Here is a 25,659-nt window from a genome sequence, read left to right on the forward strand (position 1 = left end):
AAAAGAAGACGGCTTAGATTAATGTTTGAAATTATAGTTTATTAGCTATGCAAAAGCGTTTTTCCCTCTAGAAACATCGGACCATGCCTTAGTGATAGCAACTCGAGACTTACTATCAAGGTTATCCATAAAGCCATTGTCGCCACCCTGAGGCGCAAAACCACTCATAGCTTGAACCAATGCGTCAATCGAGGTGGCAGATAACGCGGTATAATCTCGTTCACCTTTCGCATCCTTATCTCTCATATCAACAACAACTTGTGCACGATTACCATTGAAGTAATCAGCGAAAGTGACAGAACCAATATGTTCAAACTTCGCTTGGTTAGTATCGCTTTCAGGATCACGTAATATAGAAAGTTTTAAATCATAACCACTACGCTCAAACCACAGTTTATTCCAATCAATGCCATTGAACACAATCTTATCTTCACTACGGATGTCTTCAACAAGGTTGTCGATAACATCACCGCTCACGACAAAACTGTCGACACCAGTCCCACCTTTGAATGTATTTTGGTATCCACCAAGTACCATCAAATCATGTCCTTCACCGCCATTGAACTGACTGAACTTTGACATGGCCGCTGCAATCAAGTGATCGTCCCCTTCCTCGCCGTTCAACACTGCGTGATAACCCAACAGCTTGACCACATCGTTACCAGTGTCAGCATTGATACGATTATAGTTCCCAAAGACATTGGCAAAGTCGTTCCCCGAACCTAACTCTACTTGGTTGTTATTACCGATCGTAACTGAGTAATCTTGCTCATCACCTGTATCCACGCGGTTATAATTACCAGAAGTCACAACATAATCTCGCCCTGTTCCGGTATCAATTTGTCCACCTTCCCCAAAGACAAATGCTTGATCATTACCAGCACCAAGGAAAACATGGTTAATTCGTCCAGCGACCACAGCAGTATCATTACCTTCACCACCAAACATCATATTTTCACGCCCCATAAGAACGCCCATATCATTACCTTCACCGCCGGTAAAAATATTGGATGTACCAGTTGCGTAATACACATCGTCACCTCGACCGCCCCAGAAGTTGTTGTTATCCCCTAGATAAGCCCCTAAATCTTTGCCGTCGCCACCCCAGTTGAAGTTATAGTTTCCTAGAGAAACATGGACATCACCATCCCCTTTTAAATGACCACTCTTACTTAAGAAATCGAATGTTTTTTCTTTCATATTCAGTAGATCTTTCGTTAGGTTCCCTTTCAGGTTTTCTACCAACGATTTCATCTCTTTTTGCTTATCTTGGCTAAAGATAGTCGTAAACAAGTTAGGTAGACTGAACGAATTAAAACCAAATGCACGATCTTTTTTCGGGGTTTTTTCAGGCGTTGTAGCCTCATCGCGACTTTTTTGAACACCATTTACGTTGGTCCCATTAACGGAAACTGATGCTTTATCCTCTTTCTCTTCTGGCGTTTTTTCTTTCAAACCATGAGTTTCTGCGAACGACTTAAGGCCATCTGCGCCCATATCAATTCCCGATTTCAAATCGTCTAACAGCTTAGTAGGATCGACGAAAGCTTGAAGTTGATCACCACTAAACTCACCAATCACTTCCAGCATATCTTTGAGGATTGCAACCCCGTCTACCGGCTTACCATTACGAGCAAGAATTTGCCCAGATGCGGTGTAATCCACACCGAAGATGTCCCCAAGTGTCGTATCCGCACCCACACCAGACAACTGGCCAAGTAGTTTATTCTTTAACTGTCGGGGTAAATCTTTAGGGTTATATGTGAAGGTTGTTTTCGCTTGACCTGTTGCAGAGAACTGCTGTGTCATTAAGCCAAACAAAGAACCTAGATTGGTATCAAGGATAGACTGGATATTGTCACCAAACATAAAATTCCAATTGCCCGACGTGACCTGAATATCCGCACCTTGACCACCAACAGCGAAGTTAAATGCTAACTTCTCATTCGCTTGACGAAACTTATCTGCGCGACTTAGTTTGTTTGCACTGGTGTCATTACCACCTAACCATTTGTTGAACTTCTTGTTCAGAACAGCTTCAGTGTCATTCTTCAAACCTCGGCTACTACGTCCATTTTGCGAATCCAAACTCACAAGAGTGTCATAGTCAACACTGCTACTTTGATCTAAACCAGACATATCTTTAACGAACTTCTTCGCGCCTGACAATGTCCACTGTTGATTTTGAGCAGAAACCCAATCTTTGCCTTTGCCCGAATTTGCTATACCTTGCAGAACTCCAGAAATACGAGCGGCCCCATCAAACGGGTTAACAAGTGGTGGGGTTGGGATCGATTTATCCAGCATCACAATCAAATCATTGCTTCGTCCTAAGTTGAAGCTCACGTTGCGATTTCCGATAAACATCTGCGCACCTTCCAGAGCCTGATAGCCACCGATATCGAAGCTGTGTTTGCTCTGACCATTACCGATATGAACCATCACATTGTTATCACCAAATGCCAATGACTTAAAGCCACCAGTGCCCACTTTAATGCTAACGTTAGATGTGCCCCAATTCACCGCGGTAAACTCGCCATCGCCCACATTCACTTGGATGTTCCCAGAGTAGCTGAGCTGATTGCTGTTTCCTGAAGTTGAGGAGGTTCCTTGATTTATTTTTCTTTTTTCTGGTGCCTCAAAAACATTGTTGTTTTCACCAATAGCCCCACGGACAGACTCGTCCGTCTTGCTCATACCAACGTGAGAAAGATTAATGTTTCCTTCAGCAATGCCATTTCGAATACGCTCTTCTTTCGTCGTCACTTCACCTTGAGCATCCAAACTAAATGTAACTTTGTGTTGTGGCGCTTTTTGTACCCAGTCGCCATTAGCATCACGAGTGTGTTTACGACCAGTTGAGTCAACCGCAACCTCTGAGCTCCGGACTGAAACATCGCTACGAATTCCATTTATATCCATCGCTTTAATAAGCTGCTTACCAAAGCCTTTCTGTTTGTCATCACTAATTAAAGAACAGCCCACGACGCTAATATGATCAGGTTGAGTGGTGATGCTTCCTGATCCACTGAAGGCTTGATTCAATTTAGCAAGCTTGACTGCTAATTCATCAGCACTATAACCACTCATGCGCATATTATTGTTTTCTGAATCACCACGGCCATGACCAACTAATTGCCATCTAACCTTTCCATCAAGCTTCGAGGGGTCACCAAACACCACTCGATAGTTTCCGTCTGAATCAAGTTGAACTACCACACTCTTATCAGGATGTTTACCTGCTAAGTTCCCCGCAGCTTTAGCCACCACAGGGTCGTTCTCCATTTGAACAATAACTTGTCCATCAAATCGAGTTTCCCCGCCACCCGTTTGAGGTAGAACTTCAACACGCTTCCAACTATCAACATGTTTATTATTAACATGACCGTCCTCTCCACTTAAGGAGCTAGTGAAAACAATCTTTGGTTTATTCACGACATCTTCGTAAACAGCACGTAGACTCACATCATCCTTCTCAATCTTGAATTGGTTCGTTTCACTCACTTTAAGTGCCGGTAAACCTAAACGATGGGTAATGCCAGGAACAAACCCTTCAATGCCTTTGTGAGATTGCAAATGTGCTCTCCCATAGATAGCAACAAATTTTTCACCCGCTGGCAATTTTTGCAACGTGTCTACCGCTATATTATTTGCAGCTCCAGCCCGATACATCAACCCATGCTCTGTCCCTTGAATGTTAGGGCGAGCCGTAATATTCGCATCAAGAGCAACAATGCGCATACCATTTGAACGTGCATTTTCAAACAAAGTAACGTCTATATGCTTAGTTTTGAGCATTGCACTTAATTCATTGGACATCACACCAGTAGCCAGATAATTGTCAATCAGTGGCTGCGCAAGATCCGAACGCAGGTGCTCTAGACCAATGACAGTGATACCTTGCTTCTTGAGTACATCCATTTGCTCATTAACAAAGCGCAAACCATTAACATCGCTGCCATGTACTTCGCCAATTAAAAGACCTTTACGGTCATTTAGAAGTAGAGAAAGCTGCTCTTCGACATTCTTCTTTTCGGCAAGTTTCTTACTTAGGTCTTCGTATCCAATACCAGAATATTGGCGATCCCAGCTCTCAACATCTGTCTCATGACTACTGTGGTAAATACCTTTAATTTGATCCATTCGACCGGCTTCAACTTGAGAAACATAGTTTCTGTCTGCGAATTTCTTTAGCAAGATCATTTCAGCTGAATCGCCGGAGCTCCGATCCGACGACTTAGCTGCTTCTTTCAAGAAATAGAAAGCCATCTGAACAGACTCAACCCCGGTCAAGTCTTGAAGCTCTTGGTAACTGTAACCCAAGTGGACAGTTTTCGTCGCTTCATCCAAGACAGCTTTGCTTAGTAAATCGTTCGCCTGTGATTTTTCCAACCATTGTTTGAAGTCTGAATAATGTTCGCCAAGTTCGATGTGATATTTAGCGTCAAAGCCCAAATCCTTCGGAGTCTCTCCATTATATCCTTGCTTTGGCGATAAATACGGGTCTTCATTTGCCCAACGGACCATCATTTCGGTTAGACCCGCAAGTTCACCATTGGCTTCCTCGATCGCCACCATATAAATGTCAGCGGCAAGTTCGGGGCGTGTCTTTGCAATAGCGTCAATGGCCTTTTGGGTAACTTTCATTTCCCCTTTAAATAACTCAGTACTTACCTGCTCTTTCAATTGCGTTAGTGCATGATTACGACCGGAGGTTGGATGTTCAGCTAAATAAGCGTTAATCTTATTGCAAAGTTCAAAGCTCGCGCTCATCTGCTCTTGACCATTGGAATGATGCACCAAATCAACTTGGTCTAAGATACTTTGATAAGAAGCACCAATCGGTTTAGCAAAAATTTTCGCTCTATCTTTCAGCTCTTGCTTCGTAAATACTTGAGATAAATCTACTTTTAATCCGGTCTTTTTTCCTAATGATTCAAGATCCGCAACTTTGTCACTTGTCGCCCTCTTAACTGGTAACACTTCCCCTGGTTCATCTGATGCAGAATTAGCATGCTCTTTGTAGAACTTAAGCGTTTTATCCAATGCCTTGTCCAGCGCATCGCGCACTGTGCCCTTTGAGCTATCATCAACTAGGTCTATCAGATCCTGATAGTTGGCGGTGTAGCTTTCCAATACTTTTTTGCGATCCTCTCCCGTTTCCTGCAAAGCTTTGTACACAGCAAGGCTTTCGTTGACTGAGTGACCGCCGTCAAAAACTAAGAAAGACAAGGTGTTTAGGTAAGCTTGATCAACAGAGAATCCTGGATTCTTACTCGCAATATGTTGGTTCAGGTGCGTCATGATATTGGTTGAACCCGACGCGCCCGTCACTACCGGCAGACCATTATTCAAGGCATTACTTTCGAATGTTGTCTTTTTACCCGGAGTAAGAATTCGACCATCTGCGACACTGCGGCCTTCTATAAAGTCATCGTAGTTATCACCTTTCGGTTGATATTGAAGCGCCGTACCATAATCACTGGTTTTCTTTTCAATAAGGGTAACTTTGTTTTCACCTTCAACCCCTGATGATATTACCGCATCAGTTGAACGAGCCTTGGTGATAACATTCCGATAGAAACGGTCCCCTTCAGCTTTCCACGGGGCCATTTCCATTCCCAAACCAGGGGTAATTGCCATTTTCACAGCCAGGAAAGGAACTTTTATAACACCGAAACCATCATCAACTTGTGTCATCATAGTTTTGAAGTTGTCATAATTCGGTGTTTCAAGGAATTGAGTTAAGGTCGGGACGCGACTAAACCATGGACGCTTGTCTTTAGCGATCTCTTCTGCAAACGCTTCCATTTTTGTCTGGATTCGCTCAGCGCGCAACACATCGTCTCCCGCATCCGGCAGCAAGCCATGTATCCATTCGTCAAAATCATTAACTAAACTGGTTCCGATTTGAACTGAAGTATTAATCGCTTGTTCTGTCGGTGTTTTCACCAACTCATGAGCTATTTCAGAGTCAAAACGACGGCCAAACAAATTATCAAGATATTGACCTGTCGCTTTATCTTTCTTTGCATCAGCCAGTAATTTATTTGCCAGCGTTTGCAGTTTAGGGTGTTCTGCTAACTTTTCATGAGCCTCGCTAAACAGCTTAACCGCTTTCTCTTGAGTCACACTTCCGCTCATCCATAGCGTTTTAGCTTGCTCTACTAACTCATGTATTTCATTCGCATAAGTTTCAGTAGTCTCTATCTGACCTAGCTTATAAATAAATTCAATAAGGCTCTCATTTTCAGTTTTTGGCGCATCTCTCTCTGAAGTTGAATTCGTCAGAGTCGGTGAAACCACTCCGAACGACTTTAAGCTATTGATTTCGTGCTCGGTCAAAGGTTCAACCAAACCAACCACACGACCAATACCGTCAAACACGAGCTTAGACTCAAACGCTTCAACAGCTTTCGGATCAATTGCAATACCAAAGACATTGGCGTCCTTCGAACGGTTCCTCTGAATATGGCTTTGCAGCGACACCATTTCAAATTGGAGTGTCTTAACTAACTCACCACGTTGAGCGAACTCTTTTGGATTTTTTTTCTGCCACTGGTGAAGAGCCAACTCTAAGGCAGCAAGATTCTTTTCAGATGGGGTACGCTGAATTGACTGAATGTTACTTCTTACCACTTTCAACTCTTTACTAGGTAAATCCGTTAAAAGCTTGCCAATGTGTCGCTTAGTCGAATCGACAAATCTTGCATCATTAGAGCCAAGCAATGAGAAGTCAAAACCATCTACGCCTTTTCTTACAGCTAAAGAAGTGTCAGCCGCTTCACCCAGCCCGTGAAGATTGACACCTGAAATGCGAATATCTTTTCGGTTTACATCTTGTGATGCTCGATTTACAACTCTGATACTGTCGGTATTGCTCTCAGTGAACATGGAAGTGATAGCTCTTCCGGTATTTTTAGAGCGAATACCTGCATTGATTTGTAGTCGGTTTACGGCTTGAACAGCATCGTTTAACGCTTCTTGCTCTTGCTCGCTCAATCCTTCACTGAATCGGCCATCGGCGCTTGACTTGTTGTTGGCATTCACATGGTTACCCGTGACGCCTGCACCTTCTATTCTGCGTGCTTTACCCGAAAGTCCACTGCCCACAGCACCTTGACGATCAGGACGATCCTCTTCGTTCTGCTTTGAACCTTTCGCATCCGCTTGTGCTTGATCCGCTTTGTTTTCAGCATTTCTTGCATCACGATTACCACGTTCTTCAGCGTCTCTAGCTGAATTATTCGCATTCGATTCAGCTTGTTTAGCTTCATTAGCTTTCGTAGTGGCGTCTGTTTTACGCGCATCAGCGTCGGCTTTAGTATTCGCAATATCTTTCTCTGCACCAGAGCGATTCTGTTCGCCTTTCGCAACGCCTGCTTCTGATTTCGCCACAGAATCGTTGACACTTTTTTGGTTGTCTACGTGCGCTTTTTTCGCAGCGATGATGCTTTCCCCAGCAACATCTTTAGCCTGACCTAATTTGGTTTGAGCATCCTCTAAAAGACCGTCTGCGAAATGGTTGCGCCAATGCTCACCAGATTCACCTACATAAACCGCTTTGTTATCCAGCACATCAAGTCCCTGGGCCAATGTCGTCAGGTCTTTAGTTACCGCTTCAGACTCTTCGTTCACAGCATCACGCTGCGCTTGCCCATTGCTCTTTAATGCTTCTTGATCGGTGGATTCTAATTGAGCCTGAGAACCCGATACGGCTTCAAGTTGTTTCTGCTTTTCTTGCTCTAAGCGTTGACGATCGGCTTCCGCTCGTTCTTTGTCAGACATTGCATTTTGCGCAGCTTGATTTTGTTCCGCATTATCGGCAACAGCATTAGCTTGGTGTGATGTTTCAGATTTCGCCACAACATTATCTAAAACATAGCCCAACCCATCATCATGGCCTGTGCCTTTAAATTCTATTCGGTTGCTGCCAGAATTCGCAGTCAACTTAAGTGTTTTTTGTTGCCAAGCTGCTTCATCGCCAGAAGTTGAGAATACAACATTACCGTTCCAGAGAACTTCTATGCCTTCGTTGCTTGAAATACCTGCACGTTTTGCAAAATCAAAGCTAACCGCAATGACTTCACCTTCCGCTAAATCCGTTAAATCTTGAGAAAGACTTGTATTAGTATAAGTATCTAGCTCTGTAACAAGTGAACCATGACCATCACCACTTACGCCATAATCCTTACTTGAAGAGGCAACTTCAACACCGTGAGTCGATTCCCATCCCAGACCACCTTGCTCAAAATCACCATTGACGATCAAGTTAGGTGTTTGCGTTTGATTTGAAGATTCTTCGATGTTGAGTTCATTTTCCATGTTGCTGAGATCAGGCGTTTCAACGTTGGTCACGCTTCCACTTAAACCGTCTCCTAGATCGGAACCCACTTCTTCGATTTCATCTAAGTCGAAACCATCAAGTTTAGTGATTTCAGGCGTTGAAATAGCACCTCGTCCTTTCTGAATTCCTGATGAAGAAGCTTCATCACCTTGAACTAGGTAATTAATCGCTTGGCTGCCACCCACTCCAAGAAGAGTTTGTTTAATATTATCAAACAGTGCGGAAAGCTTATTGCTGCTCGTGTTACTTGACGCGACGGCTAGGCTATAGAAATCACCGTTACCCACTTTGATAGCAACGTTATTTCTGGCATAAGAAGCGTTAATCCCTAAGCCATCACCTACGTGAATATTCACGTTTGCTTTGCCTTTCATCACCGCAACATTGAGACCGTCACCCACTTTGGTGTTAACGTTATATTTGCCCCATGCAACGTTCACTGAAATACCGTCACCAATTTTGGTGTTGATATTCGCATCACCATAGGCCGCCGTTACACTCAGGCCATTACCCACGGTTGTCGTAATATTGGCTTTACCTTTTGCCGCCGTGACCTGCATACCATCACCGACTTTAGTGACGATATTGCCTTTGCTCCAAAGTGCGTTGAAGCTATCTCCGTCACCCACTTGAGTAACGATGTTCGCTTCACCTTTCGCTAAAACAACATTACGGCCATCACCCACTTTCGTAATGATATTCGCTTTGCCCCAAGCTCCCGTGTAATCATCGCCATTACCGACGTGAGTAATGACATTCGCCTTACCTTGAACCACAGAAACTTCTTGGCCATCACCGATTTTGGTGATGATGTTCGCTTCACCTTTGGCGAAGTTGTATCGATCACCGTCACCAACGTGAGTGAAGATATTTGCTTGTCCCCAGGCCACGTTAACGCCTAATCCATCGCCCACTTTTGTGATGATGTTAGCTTTACCTTTCGCCAAACCAATAGTCGTACCATCCCCCACATGGGTCATGACATTGCCCACTTTTGATATCAGTAAACCAACGGTGGTTCCTTCGCCAACTTTGGTTAAGATATTACCTTTACCCGCCAACACAGCTGCGGTTGTTGCATCACCAACATGGGTCACTACGTTTGCTTTCGCAGCTGCGACAACACCCATGAAGTCATCACCGACTTTCGTTATGATATTCGCTTCACCAAGGGCTAGTACGCCAGTAAGACCATCTCCTACGTGAGTCATAATGTTTGCTTTACCAAACATCGCGGCTAAGGTTGTGCCATTACCCACTTTCGTCATCACGTTTAGTTCGCCAGCAAATAAACCTAAGCTTGTGCCATCACCAACGTGAGTATAGATATTCGCTTTACCGATCATTAATGCAGCAGTTAGGTCATTACCCACTTTCGTCATGATATTGGCTTGGCCAAGCATTGCAGTAAACGTGCTGCCATTACCCACCTGAGTGAATATATTTGCGTTACCTACCATCGCGGCTATCGAGGTACCATTACCCACCTTAGTCGCGATATTACCTTTTGCTATCATTAATGCGACTGTTGTGCCGTCACCAATATGCGTAAAGACATTCGCTTCTGCGACCATAAGCGCTAATGCATCACCATGACCAACCTTGGTAAATACATTGCCTAGGCCGCCCATTAGCGCCCACGCGTTCCCTTCACCAACGTGAGTGAAGATATTGCCTACGCCGATCATAGCGGCTATTGAAGTGCCGTCGCCTACTTTGGTGAAGATATTACCCGCAGCACCCATTACGCCAAGTGTTTGGCCATCGCCAACATGAGTCAATACGTTACCAATACCCAACATAATGCCTGTGGTATCGCCATCGCCCACCTTGGTTAGAATGTTCGCCCCACCAACCATGACGCCAGTTGTCGAGCCATCACCAACATGTGTAAGTACGTTGGCGCCTCCTCCCATAACGGCAAGCGCATTGCCATTGCCTTTTTTGGTTAGGATGTTTGCACCACCAAGTGCGACTGCGGTCGTATTTGAGGCCGTATCATCACCGCTAATATGAGTAATGATATTGGCGCCACCAAGCATACCCGCCGTGAGGTCACCGTCACCCACTTTAGTCATGACATTCGCGCCACCGACAAGTACAGAAGCGATGTCGCCCTTACCAACCTGTGTCATGACATTAAAGCCACCGACCGCTAACCACAACCCGTTGCCAGACCCAATTTGGGTGTGCGTGTTGTAGCCGCCTAGCATAGTCAAACGACTATTACCGTTACCTTTGTGAACTGAAATATTGCCATAAGCAAGTAAGTGGGCTAAGTACTCGCCGTCACCAATACGAACCAATACATTGACCGCACCGCCTGCGTAGACATCCATTTTCCCTTGTTTGCTCTGATGAACGAGCACGTTAGCTAAACCAGCACCACGGAAAGTGAGGTCGCCTTCATCGCCACTTTTAACAATGACGTTAGCCGCGCCGCCGCCAACAAATTCGGTATCACCAAACTTAGAGCTGTGAAGGATAACGTTGGCGAGACCACCACCGTTAAAGTAGACATTACCGCGTGTCACATTGGATTTGATGACGTTACCGCCACCGACACCATTGAACCGAACGTCCCCTGAACTTTCACCACCATCGCTAGCAGACTTAAACAATGATTGTTCATTGTATTCATCAATATCCGCTACTATTTCACTGGTACTTCTCAACGTATTAACGCTGTATTGTAGCTGACTCAACGAGTAACCATTTTTGTACCCAGAGCTGTAACCGTTTGCGGAAGAAATATCTTCACTAGACAAATTTTGGGTGTGGTCGCCTTCTTTATACCAAGGACGAGCTTGATACCTTAGTACTCCGGTATCGGGATCGTTTGCAAGTTCGACGACAACTATTTTTGTGTATGACCCCAAGACTTTTGCATAGACGTACGTGTTTGCTTTTCGATTCGATTTAACTGCTTTGACATCGACAGTCGAGCCATCCGAAGAGATAGCATGCCCACCCATTTTTGCATCAGATAATGACACGTCTTTAGCATCAATCACCGCACCGTTAGCGTAGGTCACCCACTCATATTCTGTAAGGTCTTTTTCAACGGCGTGAATAGTCACCGCTTTCTGGTGTTCAACTTTCAAATCCGACAGCGTATATGCGCCATAGACTTTAACGGGGTTAAACCCGCTCTCAGAGGAAATATCCTGGCTCGTTAAGTTACTTAAATGATCGCCTTCTTTGTACCAAGCGGTAGAATAATACTTAAGCTCTCCAGTTTCAGGATCGTTACTCAGCTGAATTTTATTTATTTTGGTGTACTTAGAATCCGAGAAAGCAAACAGATAAGTATTCGGCTCACGTGTCGATTTTATACCCGTAACTTGATGATCCTGGCCAATCCAAGTTCCACTTAGTACCGCTTGAGTAAGCACGATTTCATCGGCATTGACATGCGCCATCCCTTCGCCGTCGAAGTCTTTACCTATCCCTTTACGGGTAATATTATTGTAGGCTCCCCCCCCGGAAAAACTGACATTTCCGTGGGCGACATCAGAGTAAAGGCTGTTGTACCCTCCAACCCCTTCAAATGTAACGTTCCCTCGTGTTTCAGCATAAACGTCATTAGCTTGGCGTGTACGTTCAATTCGATTTGATGCGCCTGCACCCTGTAGGGTTATATCTCCAACTTTACCTTTTCGAACCAGATGATTATCGGCACCAACACCACGGAAAGTGATATTGCCAGTTTCCACTCGTGAACTAATGCTGTTAGCCGCACCGCCCCCATCGAATGTCACATCACCACGTGAACCCTGGTATTTATTGAACCAAGTTCGGTCGAGTTTGTTTCCGGCCCCTGCCCCCGTAAAGGATAAGTTACCCTGGTTTGTTTCATGCCAAAGACTGTTGTAACCACCAACACCACCAAATGTCACATTACCACTTAGACCTTTACGGGTTATACCGTTGTATGCAGCTGCACCTCCATAATTTACGTCACCGCGATTACCTAAGTGGTCAATAGTAACTCCACCAGCAAGGCCGGCAAATGAGACATCACCACCCCCACTTTTATTGATATCAACATACCCAGCCGCACCTTTTACACTAAGGTTACCAATAGAATCCTCTACCTTTAGATGGGCCGCACCGCCTACGACTGTATCATTACCACTACCCGTATAAACTGTGGCAGTAATTGAAGCGACGGTGATATGATCATCACCGCCGTAAGCTCGAATATCGCCGCCAATAAGACTAGTCGCAACAATATTATTGTCCCCATCGTCAGCGGTATAGCTCCCTGTAAAGAAGTATTCAACACTTCTCCAAAATGGTTTTCCCATAAAATAAACTCTAATTTCGGATTAAATAGAAAACCACTGTACCTTTCTGATACAGCGATCACTTTGAACATTGACCTTGCCGCGGACCGTACAAACTTTCTGCCCCTGCCACGGAAGGAATACACGGCGACGAAGGTCATTGACAACTTCGCGGCCATGACCGAATGGCGCTATCATCTCTGGGATATAAATATGCTGGCCAGATTGCCAGTCAGATAAAGAAATTTCCCGCACTCCAGATAACAACTCATCTCGGCTTTGCTCAGACAAAAACGCCCAATTACAAAATGCAATTGGGCGACCTTGTTCATCTTCGTAATAGCAAAACTGGTTTAGCTCAAACGCAGGCATAATACGTTGCTGCCATTCAGCAACAACGTATCTGCGATGAAGAGGTGAATGCTGACTTAACAACATCACCCCTCCGATTATTTTTTGAATTTGCGCTAACGTAAGATTTGCTGATTGATATGCAATAGACATATGCCCAATATCACCAAATGCAGTTGCTATTTAACTTTAGAAACTCGCTTTTTTGGCGCAGTTTTTTCTTCCGTTGTTCCCTCTTCAGCCTGAGGGTCAACCGGTTCACTTGATGGTAAAAAACCCGCTGCAACTAACTTGTCAAATTCAGCTGACATGCGAGGATCTTCGAGCATGTTTTTAACCATGGAAACCATATACATAAAGCCAGAAGCTGGCATATGAACCACTTGTTTAAGCTCAAGGTCATCATCATTTTCAGCCATTACGCCACTAGCCATATTTTTTTGGTCTTGACCTACGAAATAAAGGGAAAAAACGCCTTTATTATAATTAACACTAGAAATGGTTTGAACAAACTTCTCTGTCATAAAATAAAATCTCAAAAATTTAACAAAACAAAATGAAATGAACCTTAATCGCATTTAATTGCGAAAAAGGAACTATAATTGAAATAAATTGAATTGTTAATAGAAACAAGCAAATTTAAATCAAAAAAACCAAATTAAATTAAAATTAGCTCAATAAAATCAACAAGATACAATGAAATTAAATATAAAAATAAAACGAAAACTTGCTGGAAAATATATCAAATGCTAGTATAAAACCTCTAAAAAATCTAATTAGAATGCAAAATGACAGCTAAAGAAACAATGATAATATTATGCATAAACCTTCACCTGAAATTAATTGAAGATGGCAAAAAGGACATAATCAATGGGGAAAACGACATATCAAAAATTAAAGAAATGAATTATTTTGATTTTATTAAAAAAATAGAAAATGAAAAAGAAATCAAAGTATCAGCTAAGTTTTCACAATTTAAAAGTCTAGATAAAGTAAAAACTCCTTCGATTCTATTCGATATGGAAGGTTTACCATTAACTTTAGCAAAATCTAATAAAGATAAGTGTTTAATACAAAGACCTAATAAAGAAACTCCTGAAATAATTTCGTATAACGAACTCAATTCAATTTGGAACCACAGATGGCTGGAGATAAAACAAGCTCAATCACGTTTTGATATCGCCTGGTTCATTCCTGAGTTTTTGCAACACAAAAGAATACTCGGGGAAATTTTTTTGTTTTCTTTTGTATTGCAAATACTCGCCTTAATCTCACCGCTATTTTTTCAGGTTGTGATGGATAAAGTGCTTGTACATCAAGCTTGGTCAACCCTTGATGTGCTTGTGATAGGGCTTGTGATCACTGGCATTGTAGAGGTTCTACTTCGCGGCTTACGCGAATATCAATATGCGCACACAGCCAATAGAATTGATATTCAATTAGGACTTAAGTTAGTAAAGCACTTGTTTGGCCTTCCTTTGATGTTCTTCAAAACACGTCAAGTAGGCGCTATCGTAACTCGCGTGCGCGAGCTTGATACTGTACGAGAATTCTTAACAGGCTCGATGTTTACTTTAACGGTCGAGTTCTTGTTCATGTTTGTCTTTCTCTATGTAATGAGTTTGCTTTCACCTCCTCTCACATGGCTATTTATTGCAACCATCCCTCTTTACGTATTGCTCGCTTGGTGGCTTACACCTCGAATGCAAGCGGCGGTAGAAGAGCAATTTACGCACGCCGCTGCAAATACCTCTTTTCTCACAGAGACAGTGGCTGGCAGTGAAACTCTAAAAAGCTTAGCCGTAGAGCCTCGTTTTGTTCGCCGTTGGGACGATCAAACGGAAAAAATGGTCTCTACTGGGTACGTGGTTCAGCAACTCAACAACCGATCCAACCATGTCGTTCAACTCATCCAGAAAGTAACAAGTGTTGGAGTTCTGTGGTTAGGGGCAACAGAAGTACTGTCATTGGAAATGACTATCGGACAACTGATCGCTTTTAATATGATGACAAACCATATAGCCCAACCTTTATCACGCATGGTTGAGTTATGGGGGCAATTTATTCAAACGCGCGTGGCACTAGAAAAATTGGGAGACATGCTTAATTTACCTGTGGAGCAGCACACAGGGAGCGATACGATTGCATTACAAGGCGCAATTTCGTTCAAAAACATCCTATTTCGTTACCAACCAGATATCCCACCGACCCTGAACAACTTGTCGCTAGATATCCAAGCAGGTGAAACATTAGGCGTTGTGGGAACATCAGGCTCAGGGAAAAGTACTCTAGCTCGATTACTGCTACGACTCTACTGCCCAGAAAAAGGGTTAATAACGGTTGATAACACACCACTTAATCAAATTGGCATCCAGCAACTGCGCCAACAAATCGGCATAGTTCTGCAAGAAAACTATCTATTTAACAAAAGTGTTTGCGAAAATATTGCCCAATCGAAGCCTGAAGCTAGCTTAGAAGAGGTTATCGAAGCGGCAAAACTTTCTGGAGCTCACGAATTTATCATGAAGCTCCCAATCGGCTATGACACGATCTTAGCCGAAGGTGGGCAGTCCCTTTCTGGCGGACAGAGACAACGCCTGGCGATTGCGCGAACTCTACTTTCAGATCCCAAAATCATGATCCTGGATGAAGCCACGAGTGCACTGGATGACGAATCACAAGCGTTGATTCAATCCAATATGGCAAATATCGCGAAGGGCCGTACGGTCATCACTATCGCTCACCGGTTATCCACCGTACGAGATTGCGACCGAATTATCGTTCTACACCAAGGTAATATCGTCGAGCAAGGTAACCATCAACAGTTAATCACATTGGGCAAACAGTACAAACAATTATGGCAACTTCAGCAAGAGCTCAAGCAAGAGGATTCAAACGCATGAAAAGTGTCATCAAGCGATTCTTAGCCAAATTTAGAATAAACCAAGCGACTGAGAAGCATTACGAATTTTTGCCTGCGCACCTCGCCTTATCACAACGTCCTCCTTCACCATTTGCTCGCATAACGGCCATCACGCTCAGCTTGGGAGTCGTTGCCGTCTTAATTTGGGCGTATTGGGGGAAATTAGATATACAAGCGACAGCTACCGGACGTTTCGTTGTCTCTGGCCGCTCACAAGTGATTCAATCTTATGAGCAGAGCCGGGTTCTCTCTATTCACGTAAAAGATGGGCAACGAGTGACAAAAGGCGCGCCGCTTCTTACTCTTGATACCCTAGGCATCAATCAAGACATTACCCGTTTAATCACTCAGTCTGAATTTCAAACTAATGACCTAATTCGATACCAATCTTTGAATAGTGGCCTGCCACTCTCTAAGGACCTATTATTTTCGGCCTTACCACTCGAACAACAAGCGTTGATCAATGAAAACTTCTTGAGTGAGAAACGTGAATATGAGTCGACCCTGGCAAGTATCAAAGCAGAAATGCAGGTCAACAAAACATCACAAGCGGCTCGTCAAAGTGACATCAACGCATTAATTCAGTTAACCGAAAATATTAGTCAGAGACTCGCGGCACGAAAAACGTTGAATCAAATAAAAGTCATTGGACACGTAGAGTATCTAGAGCAAGAAAAAGAGCTACTGGAAGTTAAGCGCCAAGTGTCGCAACAACGAGCTGAATTAGAGGTTCTAAAGTCGCAATACCATAGTCTTGAAGAAAGGCTGACGGGGTTCAAAGCACAAAAACACAGAGAATGGCTCGAAAAAAGAAAACAAGCGAAATTGCAACTCGGGGGTTTAGCTCAGGAGTTGTCTAAAGTTCGTGAGCGTGAACAGTTAGAAATCATCCGTTCTCCTGTCGATGGTACGGTTCAGCAACTCAGTATTTACACGCTAGGAGCAGTACTTCAACCAGCACAAAATTTAATGATTATTGTCCCTGAAAATGCAGTACAGCAGGCGGAAATACAAATTCTCAATAAAGACGTAGGTTTTGTTTACCCAGGACAGCCAGTGACAGTAAAAGTAGATGCGTTTCCATACACTCGTTACGGTACTATCGAAGCTGAGCTATTGAGTATTTCTCGTGATTCTACTACAGACGAACGCTTGGGGCTCATTTTCCCAGCCCAAGTTAAGCTTAAGAATAACAACATCTTAATCAACGGTAAAAGTATTGAGTTGACACCAGGCATGTCCGTCGTTGCGGAAATAAAAACGGATAAACGTCGTGTTATCGACTACCTGCTGAGCCCAATACGTGAATACCAAGCAGAATCGCTAAGAGAGAGGTAAGTATGGATATGACCTTATCAACAACGGAAAATAGCGTTTCTACCACTCAAGATGCTTCTATCAATCAGGACGCTTCTATCACACAAGATAATGGCGGAATCGACGCCGTCGTTTATGCGGGTAACTATTTCCACAAAAAGTCGACCAAGACACAGCTCAAGCATGCTTTAGGCGTCAGTCATTCCAATTTAAATGACTTGGAAATAAGGGAAGCTGCAGATTATATTGGCCTGAAAAGTCAAGTAACGAAAGTAAAATCGAACGAGCTAGATACCCTTCCACTGCCCGTTTTAATTGAAATCGACAATAGTTGGAAAGTGCTCACAAAATCAGCGGACGGTTCCTCTCTTTTATATGATCCAGCCACTCAATTGGAGCAGCAGAGTGAGCTTAGTCCGAGTAGTCACTCATCAACGTACAAGGTAATGTTGGTCGCGGATGAAAGACTAAGTAGCAAAGAAGTGAAATTTGGCCTTAGCTGGTTTGCCCCCTCTATTTGGCGTCAAAAGAGCCAAATGCGAGATGTGTTTATTTATGCTATTGCCCTTCAAATATTCGCACTGGTGAGCCCGATGTTGTTTGAAAATGTCATCGACAAAGTGCTAGTCGGTCGCAGCTTGTCCAGTTTACATGTGCTCGCCATAGCGATGCTTGCTCTTGCCATTGCAGAGCCAGCATACAGTTACTTGCGCAATACCGTATTTGGCCACCTCGCAAGTCAAGTAAATGCAGAGCTATCAGGACGCCTTTATCGCCATTTAGTCGGCCTCCCCCTCAATTATTTCAAGCAGCGTCAGACAGGACAAATCATTGCTCGAGTTCGTGAAATGGCGCAAATTCGCCAGTTTTTGACCGGTTCGACGTTGATGTTATTGCTCGATCTCATTTTTGTTACCGTCTTTCTTGCTGTTATGTTCCATTATGCCAAGACTCTGACTTGGCTAGTAATCGGCTCACTTTTTATCTATTTCTTACTTTGGCTTATTGCTGGTCCAATCATAAGAAAAAAAGTGGAATCAGAATACGAATCGGATGCCGATGCCACGACCTTTCTAACGGAAGCAGTAACAGGCATTGAAACCATTAAAACCACAGCGACTGAACATCGATTTTTACATCAATGGCAACATATCCTCAGCCAACAACTAAACCGTAGCTTTGATGCTCAAAAATCAGGACTCATTGCAGGGCAAGGCATCGGGCTGATACAGAAACTGACTGCGGCACTGCTCCTGTGGTGGGGAGTCAGCGAAGTACTTAACGGTGAGCTCACACCCGGACAATTGGTGGCCTTCAATATGTTGGCCGGCCACGTGACTCAGCCGGTACTTCGACTTGCGCAAATTTGGCAAGACTTCCAACATACTCTTATTGCACTAAAGCGAGTGGGCGATATTCTTGATGAACCAAAAGAAAATGGTAAACAAGGGTTAGCTTCTGTTCCTGAACTCAATGGAGGCATCGAATTTAGTAACATTCGCTTTCGTTATCACGAAGACTCTCCCGAAGTGTTGGCCAACTTATCGTTAGAAATAAAACCGGGCCAGTTTATCGGCATCACCGGGCCATCAGGCTCAGGAAAAAGTACCATCACCCGGCTATTGCAACGTTTGTATGTCCCTCAACATGGTCAAGTATTGGTAGACGGTATGGATCTCGCGATAGCCGACCCAATTTCGCTACGTCGCAACATGAGTGTGGTATTACAAGAAAGTATTCTTTTTTCTGGGAGCGTTGCAGAGAATATCCGCCTAAGTCAGCCTCAAGCTACTGATGAGGAAATACGCAATGCTGCGCAGCTTGCCGGTGCTTTGGAATTCATTGAAGGACTTCCCCACGGGTTTAATCAGCCCGTTGGGGAAAAAGGGGGCTCTCTATCTGGCGGCCAGCGTCAACGTATTGCGTTAGCAAGAGCCCTACTCGTTAACCCTAGGATTTTACTGCTTGATGAAGCAACGTCAGCACTCGATTACAACTCTGAAGCTGCCATCATGAGCAACATGAAAGAGATTTGTAGAGATAGAACCGTAATTAGCATCGCACACCGCCTTAACACCATTCGTCATGCGGATAATATTCTTGTTCTTGATAAAGGCCAAGTTTGTGAAAGTGGGACTCACGATGAACTGGTTGAGAAGGAAGGTCTTTATGCAAAATTATGGAAGCAACAAATTGGCGGCTGATTTATAAATTGAAATCTACGTTGTTATAAGAAATATGGATGGTGTGAGCTTTAACCATTGACATTCACTCAACCCAAAAAGTGTGTGTTGACACACTTTTTGAGCCTTTATTATGTCTTCTCGAAAATCAAAAAACGGCTTTTTCACCTTGGAACGGCGTTGTTGCCTAAATCAGTTGAACCTTTTTCGAGTCTTGCGATCTGATCCTTTATGATGGTTAGAGCGGTGGTGACATGGGTAAGGCAAAAAAGAAGATAACTAACTGGGCGGAGTACAATAAGGCTCTGTGCAAACGGGGCTCGGTTACGTTCTGGATAGATGATTCAGCCGTAGATGCATGGCGATGCAAAGCCCATCATGGTAAGCGTGGTAGAGGCTTCCAGTACTCTGATACAGCGATTGAAACTGCATTGATGATTAAGGGGATATTCTCTCTACCATTGCGGGCTCTTCAAGGTTTTATCGACTCTATCTTTGAGCTACTAGAGGTTCCACTGACGCCCCCTGACTACACGTGTATCAGCAAACGCTCGAAGACAGTTCAGGTCAAATATCGTAACAAATCCAGAGGAGCTATTCGCCATATCGCTATTGACTCGACTGGTCTCAAAGTCTTTGGCGAAGGTGAGTGGAAGGTGAAAAAGCACGGCGCCGAAAAACGCAGAACTTGGCGCAAACTGCACTTAGCCGTTGATGTAGAAACTCATGAGGCCATTAGTGCAGAAGTCAGTCTTGTAAGTGTTGGCGATAGCGAAGTGCTGCCAACATTACTCAACCCTTTACGTAGAAAGGTAGATACCGTATCTGCTGATGGAGCGTATGACACAAAAAGTTGCTATGAGACCCTGCAAAATAAGGGCAGTACTCCGTTGATACCGCCTCGAAAGAATGCGGCGCTTTGGGAAGAAGGGCATCCCAGAAATGAAGCAGTAAAGGCTTTGAAAAACGGAACAATAGCGGAGTGGAAATCTGAGTCGGGTTATCACTATCGCTCAATATCTGAGACCGCAATGTCTCGATATAAAGGACTAACCAGCGGTAAATTGAGCTTGAGATGTTATAACGCTCAAGTGGGAGAAATCATGGCGAATGTCAAAGCTATAAACAAAGTCATAGGACTAGGTATGCCTGTTCGAAACTAACGGCGAGTCACATATGGCGTCGTTGGTCTTTAAACCGATTTGATCAACAACGCCCTTCCTAGGCTTAACTAAATTTAGCCACCAATAACACATTAATTTCATTTAAACCTTTAAATTTGTAGAGACAACCCTCTTAGAGGGGTACTTTAAATCACAGTATCTAACGGTCTTATATACAACCAAACATCCGAGCTTTCAACTTCCTAATATAAACTATTTATCTATGAACACGAGTCAATATCAAAGAGAAAGGACACTCTTATCTTAAAGACGATCACAATTTAATAACCTTTATTATCGCTGCTTGATATAAGCACCCATAAGTTCAAATACTTTGTCTATAGCATTAACAGCTTGAACCATTACCTTGAGCTTATCTTTCGTGCTCTTTAAAGACTCTGTTGACTCTTTCGCTTGATTAATAAGTCCCTTGATACTTTCTTGCCCTACGGAATGGAGACCAGAGTTCGTCTCTCTGATAGAAATATTGTATGCGTAGATTTTCTCGCATTTAATTAGAAACACATCATCTCCTGACTCCTGCATAACTAAGTCAAGGTAGCTTTGAAGTTCGTTGTACATGCTTTGTGATTCTGTGAGGCTCTCGCTCATTCGTTAGTCCTTTAAGGTATCGCAATCTCAGCATCACGAGCAATGATGCAGACTGATAAAAATCATCAACAACTTGCATTAGTGCCTCCAAATATCGGATGAATAACATTGAACACTGAGCTACAAACAGAGACGCTACATAAGTTCAGTCATTCAGTTTTTGAGAAAGAATTTACGACTTCACATGCCTTTGCATCATTAATATCAATTAGTTACAATATACACCCAGCCAAGGACTACTCCATCATATGAATAGGACATTCTTGCATATCACAAGTGACATAAATTATCCTTCCCTAAAACGACATACAAAATAATAGGCTCTAGAGCGAACCTTGCTTAAACAACACATGCACACCATGAATTTTCCTGTTATTAGTGGCTTTGTTGCGTAATTCAGTGGAACTAAATCCAGAACCTACGATCTGAGCAGCTACATTCACCACCTCTCGTAACGTTATGCCTAAACCTCGTTACAAAACAACCAATTGGAAGCAATAAAACCAATCACTCATTAACCGTGGATCTCTAACCTTTTGGATTTATGAAGAAGCGGTAAGTGAGTGGGCACAAAGCAAACAGAGTAAACACAGGAGGCCACGTCGATTCAGTGATCTAGCTATCACCACAGCGTTCATGGTAAACGAGTGTTTTCTATGCCACTAAGAGCGCAGCAATGATTTATCGACTCGATATTTAGGCTATCCCATGTTTAGTTAAGTTGTCCGCATTACACCTGATCCGCACCGAACCAATGCCCTTAACTTTAATAAGTATTTACACAACAAATGCATTGCGTGTAAATTATTCACTTACACCTAACCCAAACGCCTTTGCTTGCTGCGTCTGGATAGGTCAAGTTCGGGGGAACTTGACCTCCCTGTTATCAATACGGGCTATGCGCTCGGTATTTTTCTAATACCAGCCTTACACTTTCCCATAGCTCTTCGATATATCGATACTCTAGATAAAAGCCACTATCAATAAACTCAGCACCACTTGAAGAAAACCACGGTTGAGTTTCACCTTTCCCACCTACTCCTAATTCAAATTTGGCGCAATACTTTCCGCCAGTTGGGCGAATTTGGAACTTAATGTGATATGTCCAATGGGTTTCTGAATAACAGCGTTAGTAATGGGCTGGCAACCAACCAGAATCGTAGAAGTTCGGTAAACAACTTGCAGGGAGTTGGTATTGTGATAGTGGAAGTGTTGGCATTGCACTTTGAAGTTGGCTAGCCATGTGGTTGAAAGCGCTAATGTAGGCTTCTTTGATGTGTGCAGCTTTAGTGCCTCCTAAAGAAGATAGGGGCTGTTTTGCTTGTCATAAGTATGATCCTTTAACAAAGAAATCCTTACATTTAAGCCATATGTTTAATGCGGCCCAAGATTACGGTCCGTGTTTCTTTGAGGCTTAATTTAGAACCTAAAAGTTGAAACTTCCTAACAAATAGTGATCATTATCTACAATTCCCGCGCTAGGCTGGATCTTGAAAATACGGCTTATCGGCTACAACAAAGGATTTAAAATCAGCGTGTGTAACGCGTGTTTTGTCCAACTTGTTCTTTGCTGTCCATTGAGTGTTATCTCTTAGGTACTTTCTGTTGTATTCAGATTTCGATTTACCAACTAGCCCTAAATGATAATTCATTTCATGATCTTCGCTAAAATTCACGTAATCCCAATCGTTCATCGGAAAAACCTCTTTTAAGTTATGCAACATTCATATATCGGCACCAAGAAAGGTTTTCAAGGGGAACGAAAGAAAGATATGTCGTCCACACGACCATTGTTGGGTAGAATTTGAACTCATTCACATCCTATTTATGTACGTTTGCCCTACTAAAAAGTTATCCATCCTTATCATATTCTTCACGGTGACACCCATGGTGTATCACGGGGGTAAATTCGACCAAACTATCAACTCTTGATCACTCTCTTAGCATAACCAATTAATTCAGGAAATTACTTATGGTAATATCCAATCAGACACTAATCAGCTCGCTGTGTATGGTAATACTTCGTGATAGAAATCTTAAAAATTACAAGAATGATGGCGCAAGGGAGAACGAACCCGTATCTCTGTGAAGGTGATGATGGAAAACAGTATGTCGTAAAAGGCAGTAGTGCTACTTGTCGAGGCCTTGTAAAAGAATGGATAGTAGCTCATCTAGCGAAAAGCTTTGGCTTACCTATTCCGGATTTTAAAATCGCTTGGGTTGATGATTTACTAGTTGAATACAGCTCTTTTGACTTAGAGGCTGGTTATTGTTTTGCTTCATCATATAAACCTAACATTCAAGAAATAACCTATAATCAAATACAGAAGGTTCCAAAGCAGTTACTTCGTGATCTGTTTGTTTTTGATTATTGGATTCAGAATAATGATAGAAACCTCACTGATAAAGGCGGTAATCCTAACTTTTTCTTGGAGCAAAAGACCAAAGAAACGTGTGTTGTTGATCATAACCTAGCTTTTGCAGATGACTTTAAAATTGATGAACATAAAGAACAACATGTAAGTTCAGGCTCTTGGAATGGCTTAGAGCTAGTCGATAAAGAAGTTTATACAGAAAAATTTCAAAATGCCCTGCAAGATATTGACAATATCATCAGTGAGATACCAGAAGAGTGGTTAGAAATGTATCCAATCGATACTATTCGATCAGAAATTACGTTAGTATTGAAGAAATTCTTAGCTGAACCGTTTTGGGAGGACATATCATGAAAGTAGCTTTACAATTCGCGATTGTTCGCTTTATGCCATTCGCAGAAACATCAGAGTTTGCCAACGTTGGTATACTTGCGTTTGCTCCAAAGACTGGATTTGTAAGCTATAAACTAGCCCCTGCCAGATTTAAAAGAGTATCTGATTTCTTCGATGATCTTGAAGGGCAACTTTACAAGCAAGCTATAGCAAATTTTGAAGATGAATTAAATTACATCCAAAACTTCGCAAAGAATATAAGCGGTAAAGAGCTTGTTGAGTTAATGCACGAAGTTACTCGAACTAGAGAAGGTTTGATGACGTTTGGTGAAACTGGTGCAATGATCACTGATGATTGTCACCTTGCACTTGAACAACTCTTTGGCCGCCATATCGGAAGAGACTTTAAAGATACAAAGGAATACCGAGAGCAACAGATGGTTAAAGCCCTTAGACAAGAGCTGAAAACTTTAACCATTCGGTATAAAGAGCAAAGCCTTGATACTGGTTTCAGTCAATTTAAGATTCCACTAGTAGCTAAAGAAGCAAATATAACTAAAGCGATCAAGCCGTTAGCATTTGACCAAGCGACTCCTTTAGCACTCGTTGACCACGGGGATCGTTGGATATCTCGTGTTAAACACTTACTACAAGCAAACGCTTTGAACGAAGATAACTTCTTATTTACGATAGAAAGACCTCAGAATAAAAAAGAAGAGTTTGTAGCCGCTTTTGATACTGTGCAAAAAGGAATGAAAGAACTAGGTGTAAAAGTTATTCCATATCAGAACAGTAATGAAATATTAAAATTTGCGGAGTTTGATTTAGATTGCTTAGTTAATGATTTCAAATTAGTAACGAATTGATACAAATAATAAAGGCTACTTAACAGTAGCTTTTTTACCTGCGAGTGAATGCTTTTATCATTTCATTCTGGCAATTGCTCTGGCTAGTTTAAGTAGTTTTATTGATGTTTTTAGCTCTAACTCAGATTGAATACTTAATAGTGCAATCCCTGCCAATATTTGTTGTGGCCTCACTACTTGGCCTGTCGGCAGCTCCATACTGTCGCGTATCATTTTGAACTATCCCCACTCTTCATAAATACTTAGTTTCCGACCTTTTGCCATTCTCATAAGCCTTTTGCATTCAGGTGGTATAGGCTTTCCCTCATCCCAACCCGTAACAGTCCTCACAGTTTTGAAGCACAGTTCAGCAACCTCTTCCTTAGTCATTTGGCACTCTAACTCTCGAAAAATGTAATTCTTACTCATTTCGCAATACTTCAATGATAAACCTCTAAATACAAGAGGTTGCACTGATCTTATAAGATATGCACCATTAAACATAATCAGACAAAGTGAGCACTGTACAAAGGCGTATTAATTGGTAATATTTGTCTTATAATAAGTTATTAACGAATCGTTAATGTTAGGATTTTTGAAACTCATTTATGTCAGTGCGACCTGAAGTCGTATGAAGCGTTGTTCACCACGAAGAGTGAACCATCTGTACTACCAGATGCCCCTAGGAACCTGAATAAAGAAGCGGCTCTGACAATGTAACGAAGCTTGGTCGTTAGACTGAGCGGGAACGGAATCGTGAAAGGACGTTCCTCCTGACAACCACAAGTCGGGTGAGTGCTAGGGGTCAATATGATGAAGCAGCGGAAGTGGTTAATACGCTGTAGCCAAAAGGCAACGAGAGTCGGAAAGAGATTGGACATTACTCTTTCGTGGTCATTGTACTCTCCGCACCATTGTGGG

Annotated in this window: 11 protein-coding genes and 3 pseudogenes; 7 read left to right on the forward strand and 7 right to left on the reverse strand. The window is 42.8% G+C overall.

The genetic code is table 11. The features are described from left to right. Positions 1-45: 45 nt before the first annotated feature. From rtxA to AB4513_RS19620, 3 genes are read right to left on the reverse strand one after another with little or no spacing between them, the layout of a single operon-like run. Positions 46-12,657, reverse strand: coding sequence for an MARTX multifunctional-autoprocessing repeats-in-toxin holotoxin RtxA (gene rtxA / locus AB4513_RS19610; RefSeq protein WP_102257273.1), 12,612 nt, complete (start codon positions 12,655-12,657; stop codon positions 46-48). 21 nt (positions 12,658-12,678) lie between these two features. Beyond that, positions 12,679-13,140: an RTX toxin-activating lysine-acyltransferase RtxC gene (gene rtxC / locus AB4513_RS19615; protein ID WP_032545857.1), complete on the reverse strand. Its 462-nt coding sequence runs from the start codon at positions 13,138-13,140 to the stop codon at positions 12,679-12,681. A gap of 26 nt (positions 13,141-13,166) precedes the next feature. Beyond that, complete coding sequence (locus AB4513_RS19620; protein WP_017082577.1) at positions 13,167-13,511, reverse strand: hypothetical protein; 345 nt, start codon at positions 13,509-13,511, stop codon at positions 13,167-13,169. 264 nt (positions 13,512-13,775) lie between these two features. On the opposite strand from AB4513_RS19620, the gene AB4513_RS19625 reads away from it, so the two are divergent. The 4 genes and pseudogenes from AB4513_RS19625 to AB4513_RS19640 all read left to right on the forward strand — a co-directional run bounded on the left by AB4513_RS19625 (position 13,776) and on the right by AB4513_RS19640 (position 20,573). Beyond that, positions 13,776-15,890: a peptidase domain-containing ABC transporter gene (locus AB4513_RS19625; protein WP_102258476.1), complete on the forward strand. Its 2,115-nt coding sequence runs from the start codon at positions 13,776-13,778 to the stop codon at positions 15,888-15,890. Beyond that, positions 15,887-17,248, forward strand: a complete 1,362-nt coding sequence (locus AB4513_RS19630; protein ID WP_017083706.1) for an HlyD family type I secretion periplasmic adaptor subunit — start codon at positions 15,887-15,889, stop codon at positions 17,246-17,248. The genes AB4513_RS19625 and AB4513_RS19630 overlap by 4 nt, the downstream gene beginning before the upstream one ends. An 89-nt stretch (positions 17,249-17,337) precedes the next feature. Continuing rightward, positions 17,338-19,431, forward strand: a pseudogene (locus AB4513_RS19635) (type I secretion system permease/ATPase); the annotation flags it as partial. Positions 19,432-19,664: 233 nt separating this feature from the next. After that, positions 19,665-20,573 carry an IS5 family transposase gene (locus AB4513_RS19640; protein WP_102258473.1) on the forward strand — a complete coding sequence of 303 codons (909 nt, stop codon included), beginning with the start codon at positions 19,665-19,667 and terminating at the stop codon, positions 20,571-20,573. 294 nt (positions 20,574-20,867) lie between these two features. Here the strand turns inward: AB4513_RS19640 and AB4513_RS19645 are convergent, their stop codons facing one another. Continuing rightward, positions 20,868-21,185: a hypothetical protein gene (locus AB4513_RS19645; RefSeq protein WP_017082565.1), complete on the reverse strand. Its 318-nt coding sequence runs from the start codon at positions 21,183-21,185 to the stop codon at positions 20,868-20,870. 513 nt (positions 21,186-21,698) lie between these two features. On the opposite strand from AB4513_RS19645, the pseudogene AB4513_RS19650 reads away from it, so the two are divergent. Beyond that, positions 21,699-21,862: pseudogene (locus tag AB4513_RS19650) on the forward strand (transposase); the annotation flags it as partial. A gap of 801 nt (positions 21,863-22,663) precedes the next feature. On the opposite strand, the gene AB4513_RS19655 reads toward AB4513_RS19650, so the two are convergent. Continuing rightward, positions 22,664-22,879 (reverse strand): hypothetical protein, encoded by a 216-nt coding sequence (locus AB4513_RS19655; RefSeq protein ID WP_017082566.1) that lies wholly within the window; start codon positions 22,877-22,879, stop codon positions 22,664-22,666. A gap of 330 nt (positions 22,880-23,209) precedes the next feature. Here AB4513_RS19655 and AB4513_RS19660 point away from each other — a divergent pair, with 330 nt between their 5' ends. Further along, on the forward strand, positions 23,210-23,914 hold the full coding sequence (locus AB4513_RS19660) for a HipA family kinase (RefSeq protein WP_029224410.1): 705 nt from the start codon (positions 23,210-23,212) through the stop codon (positions 23,912-23,914). Then, entirely contained in the window at positions 23,911-24,759 is an 849-nt protein-coding gene (locus AB4513_RS19665; protein WP_017082568.1) for a DUF3037 domain-containing protein, read from the forward strand. Before AB4513_RS19660 ends, AB4513_RS19665 begins: the two co-directional genes overlap by 4 nt. Before the next feature lie 57 nt (positions 24,760-24,816). Here the strand turns inward: AB4513_RS19665 and AB4513_RS19670 are convergent. Together AB4513_RS19670 and AB4513_RS19675 are read right to left on the reverse strand one after the other, a co-directional pair. Further along, positions 24,817-25,182 (reverse strand): annotated as a pseudogene (locus AB4513_RS19670) (regulator). A 167-nt stretch (positions 25,183-25,349) separates the two neighbouring features. Beyond that, positions 25,350-25,659 (reverse strand): hypothetical protein (locus AB4513_RS19675; protein WP_372193273.1); only part of this gene is annotated, 310 nt, incomplete at its 5' end.

Source organism: Vibrio sp. 10N.222.54.E6 (genome assembly GCF_041473955.1).
Classification (GTDB): Bacteria; Pseudomonadota; Gammaproteobacteria; order Enterobacterales; family Vibrionaceae; genus Vibrio; species Vibrio tasmaniensis_A.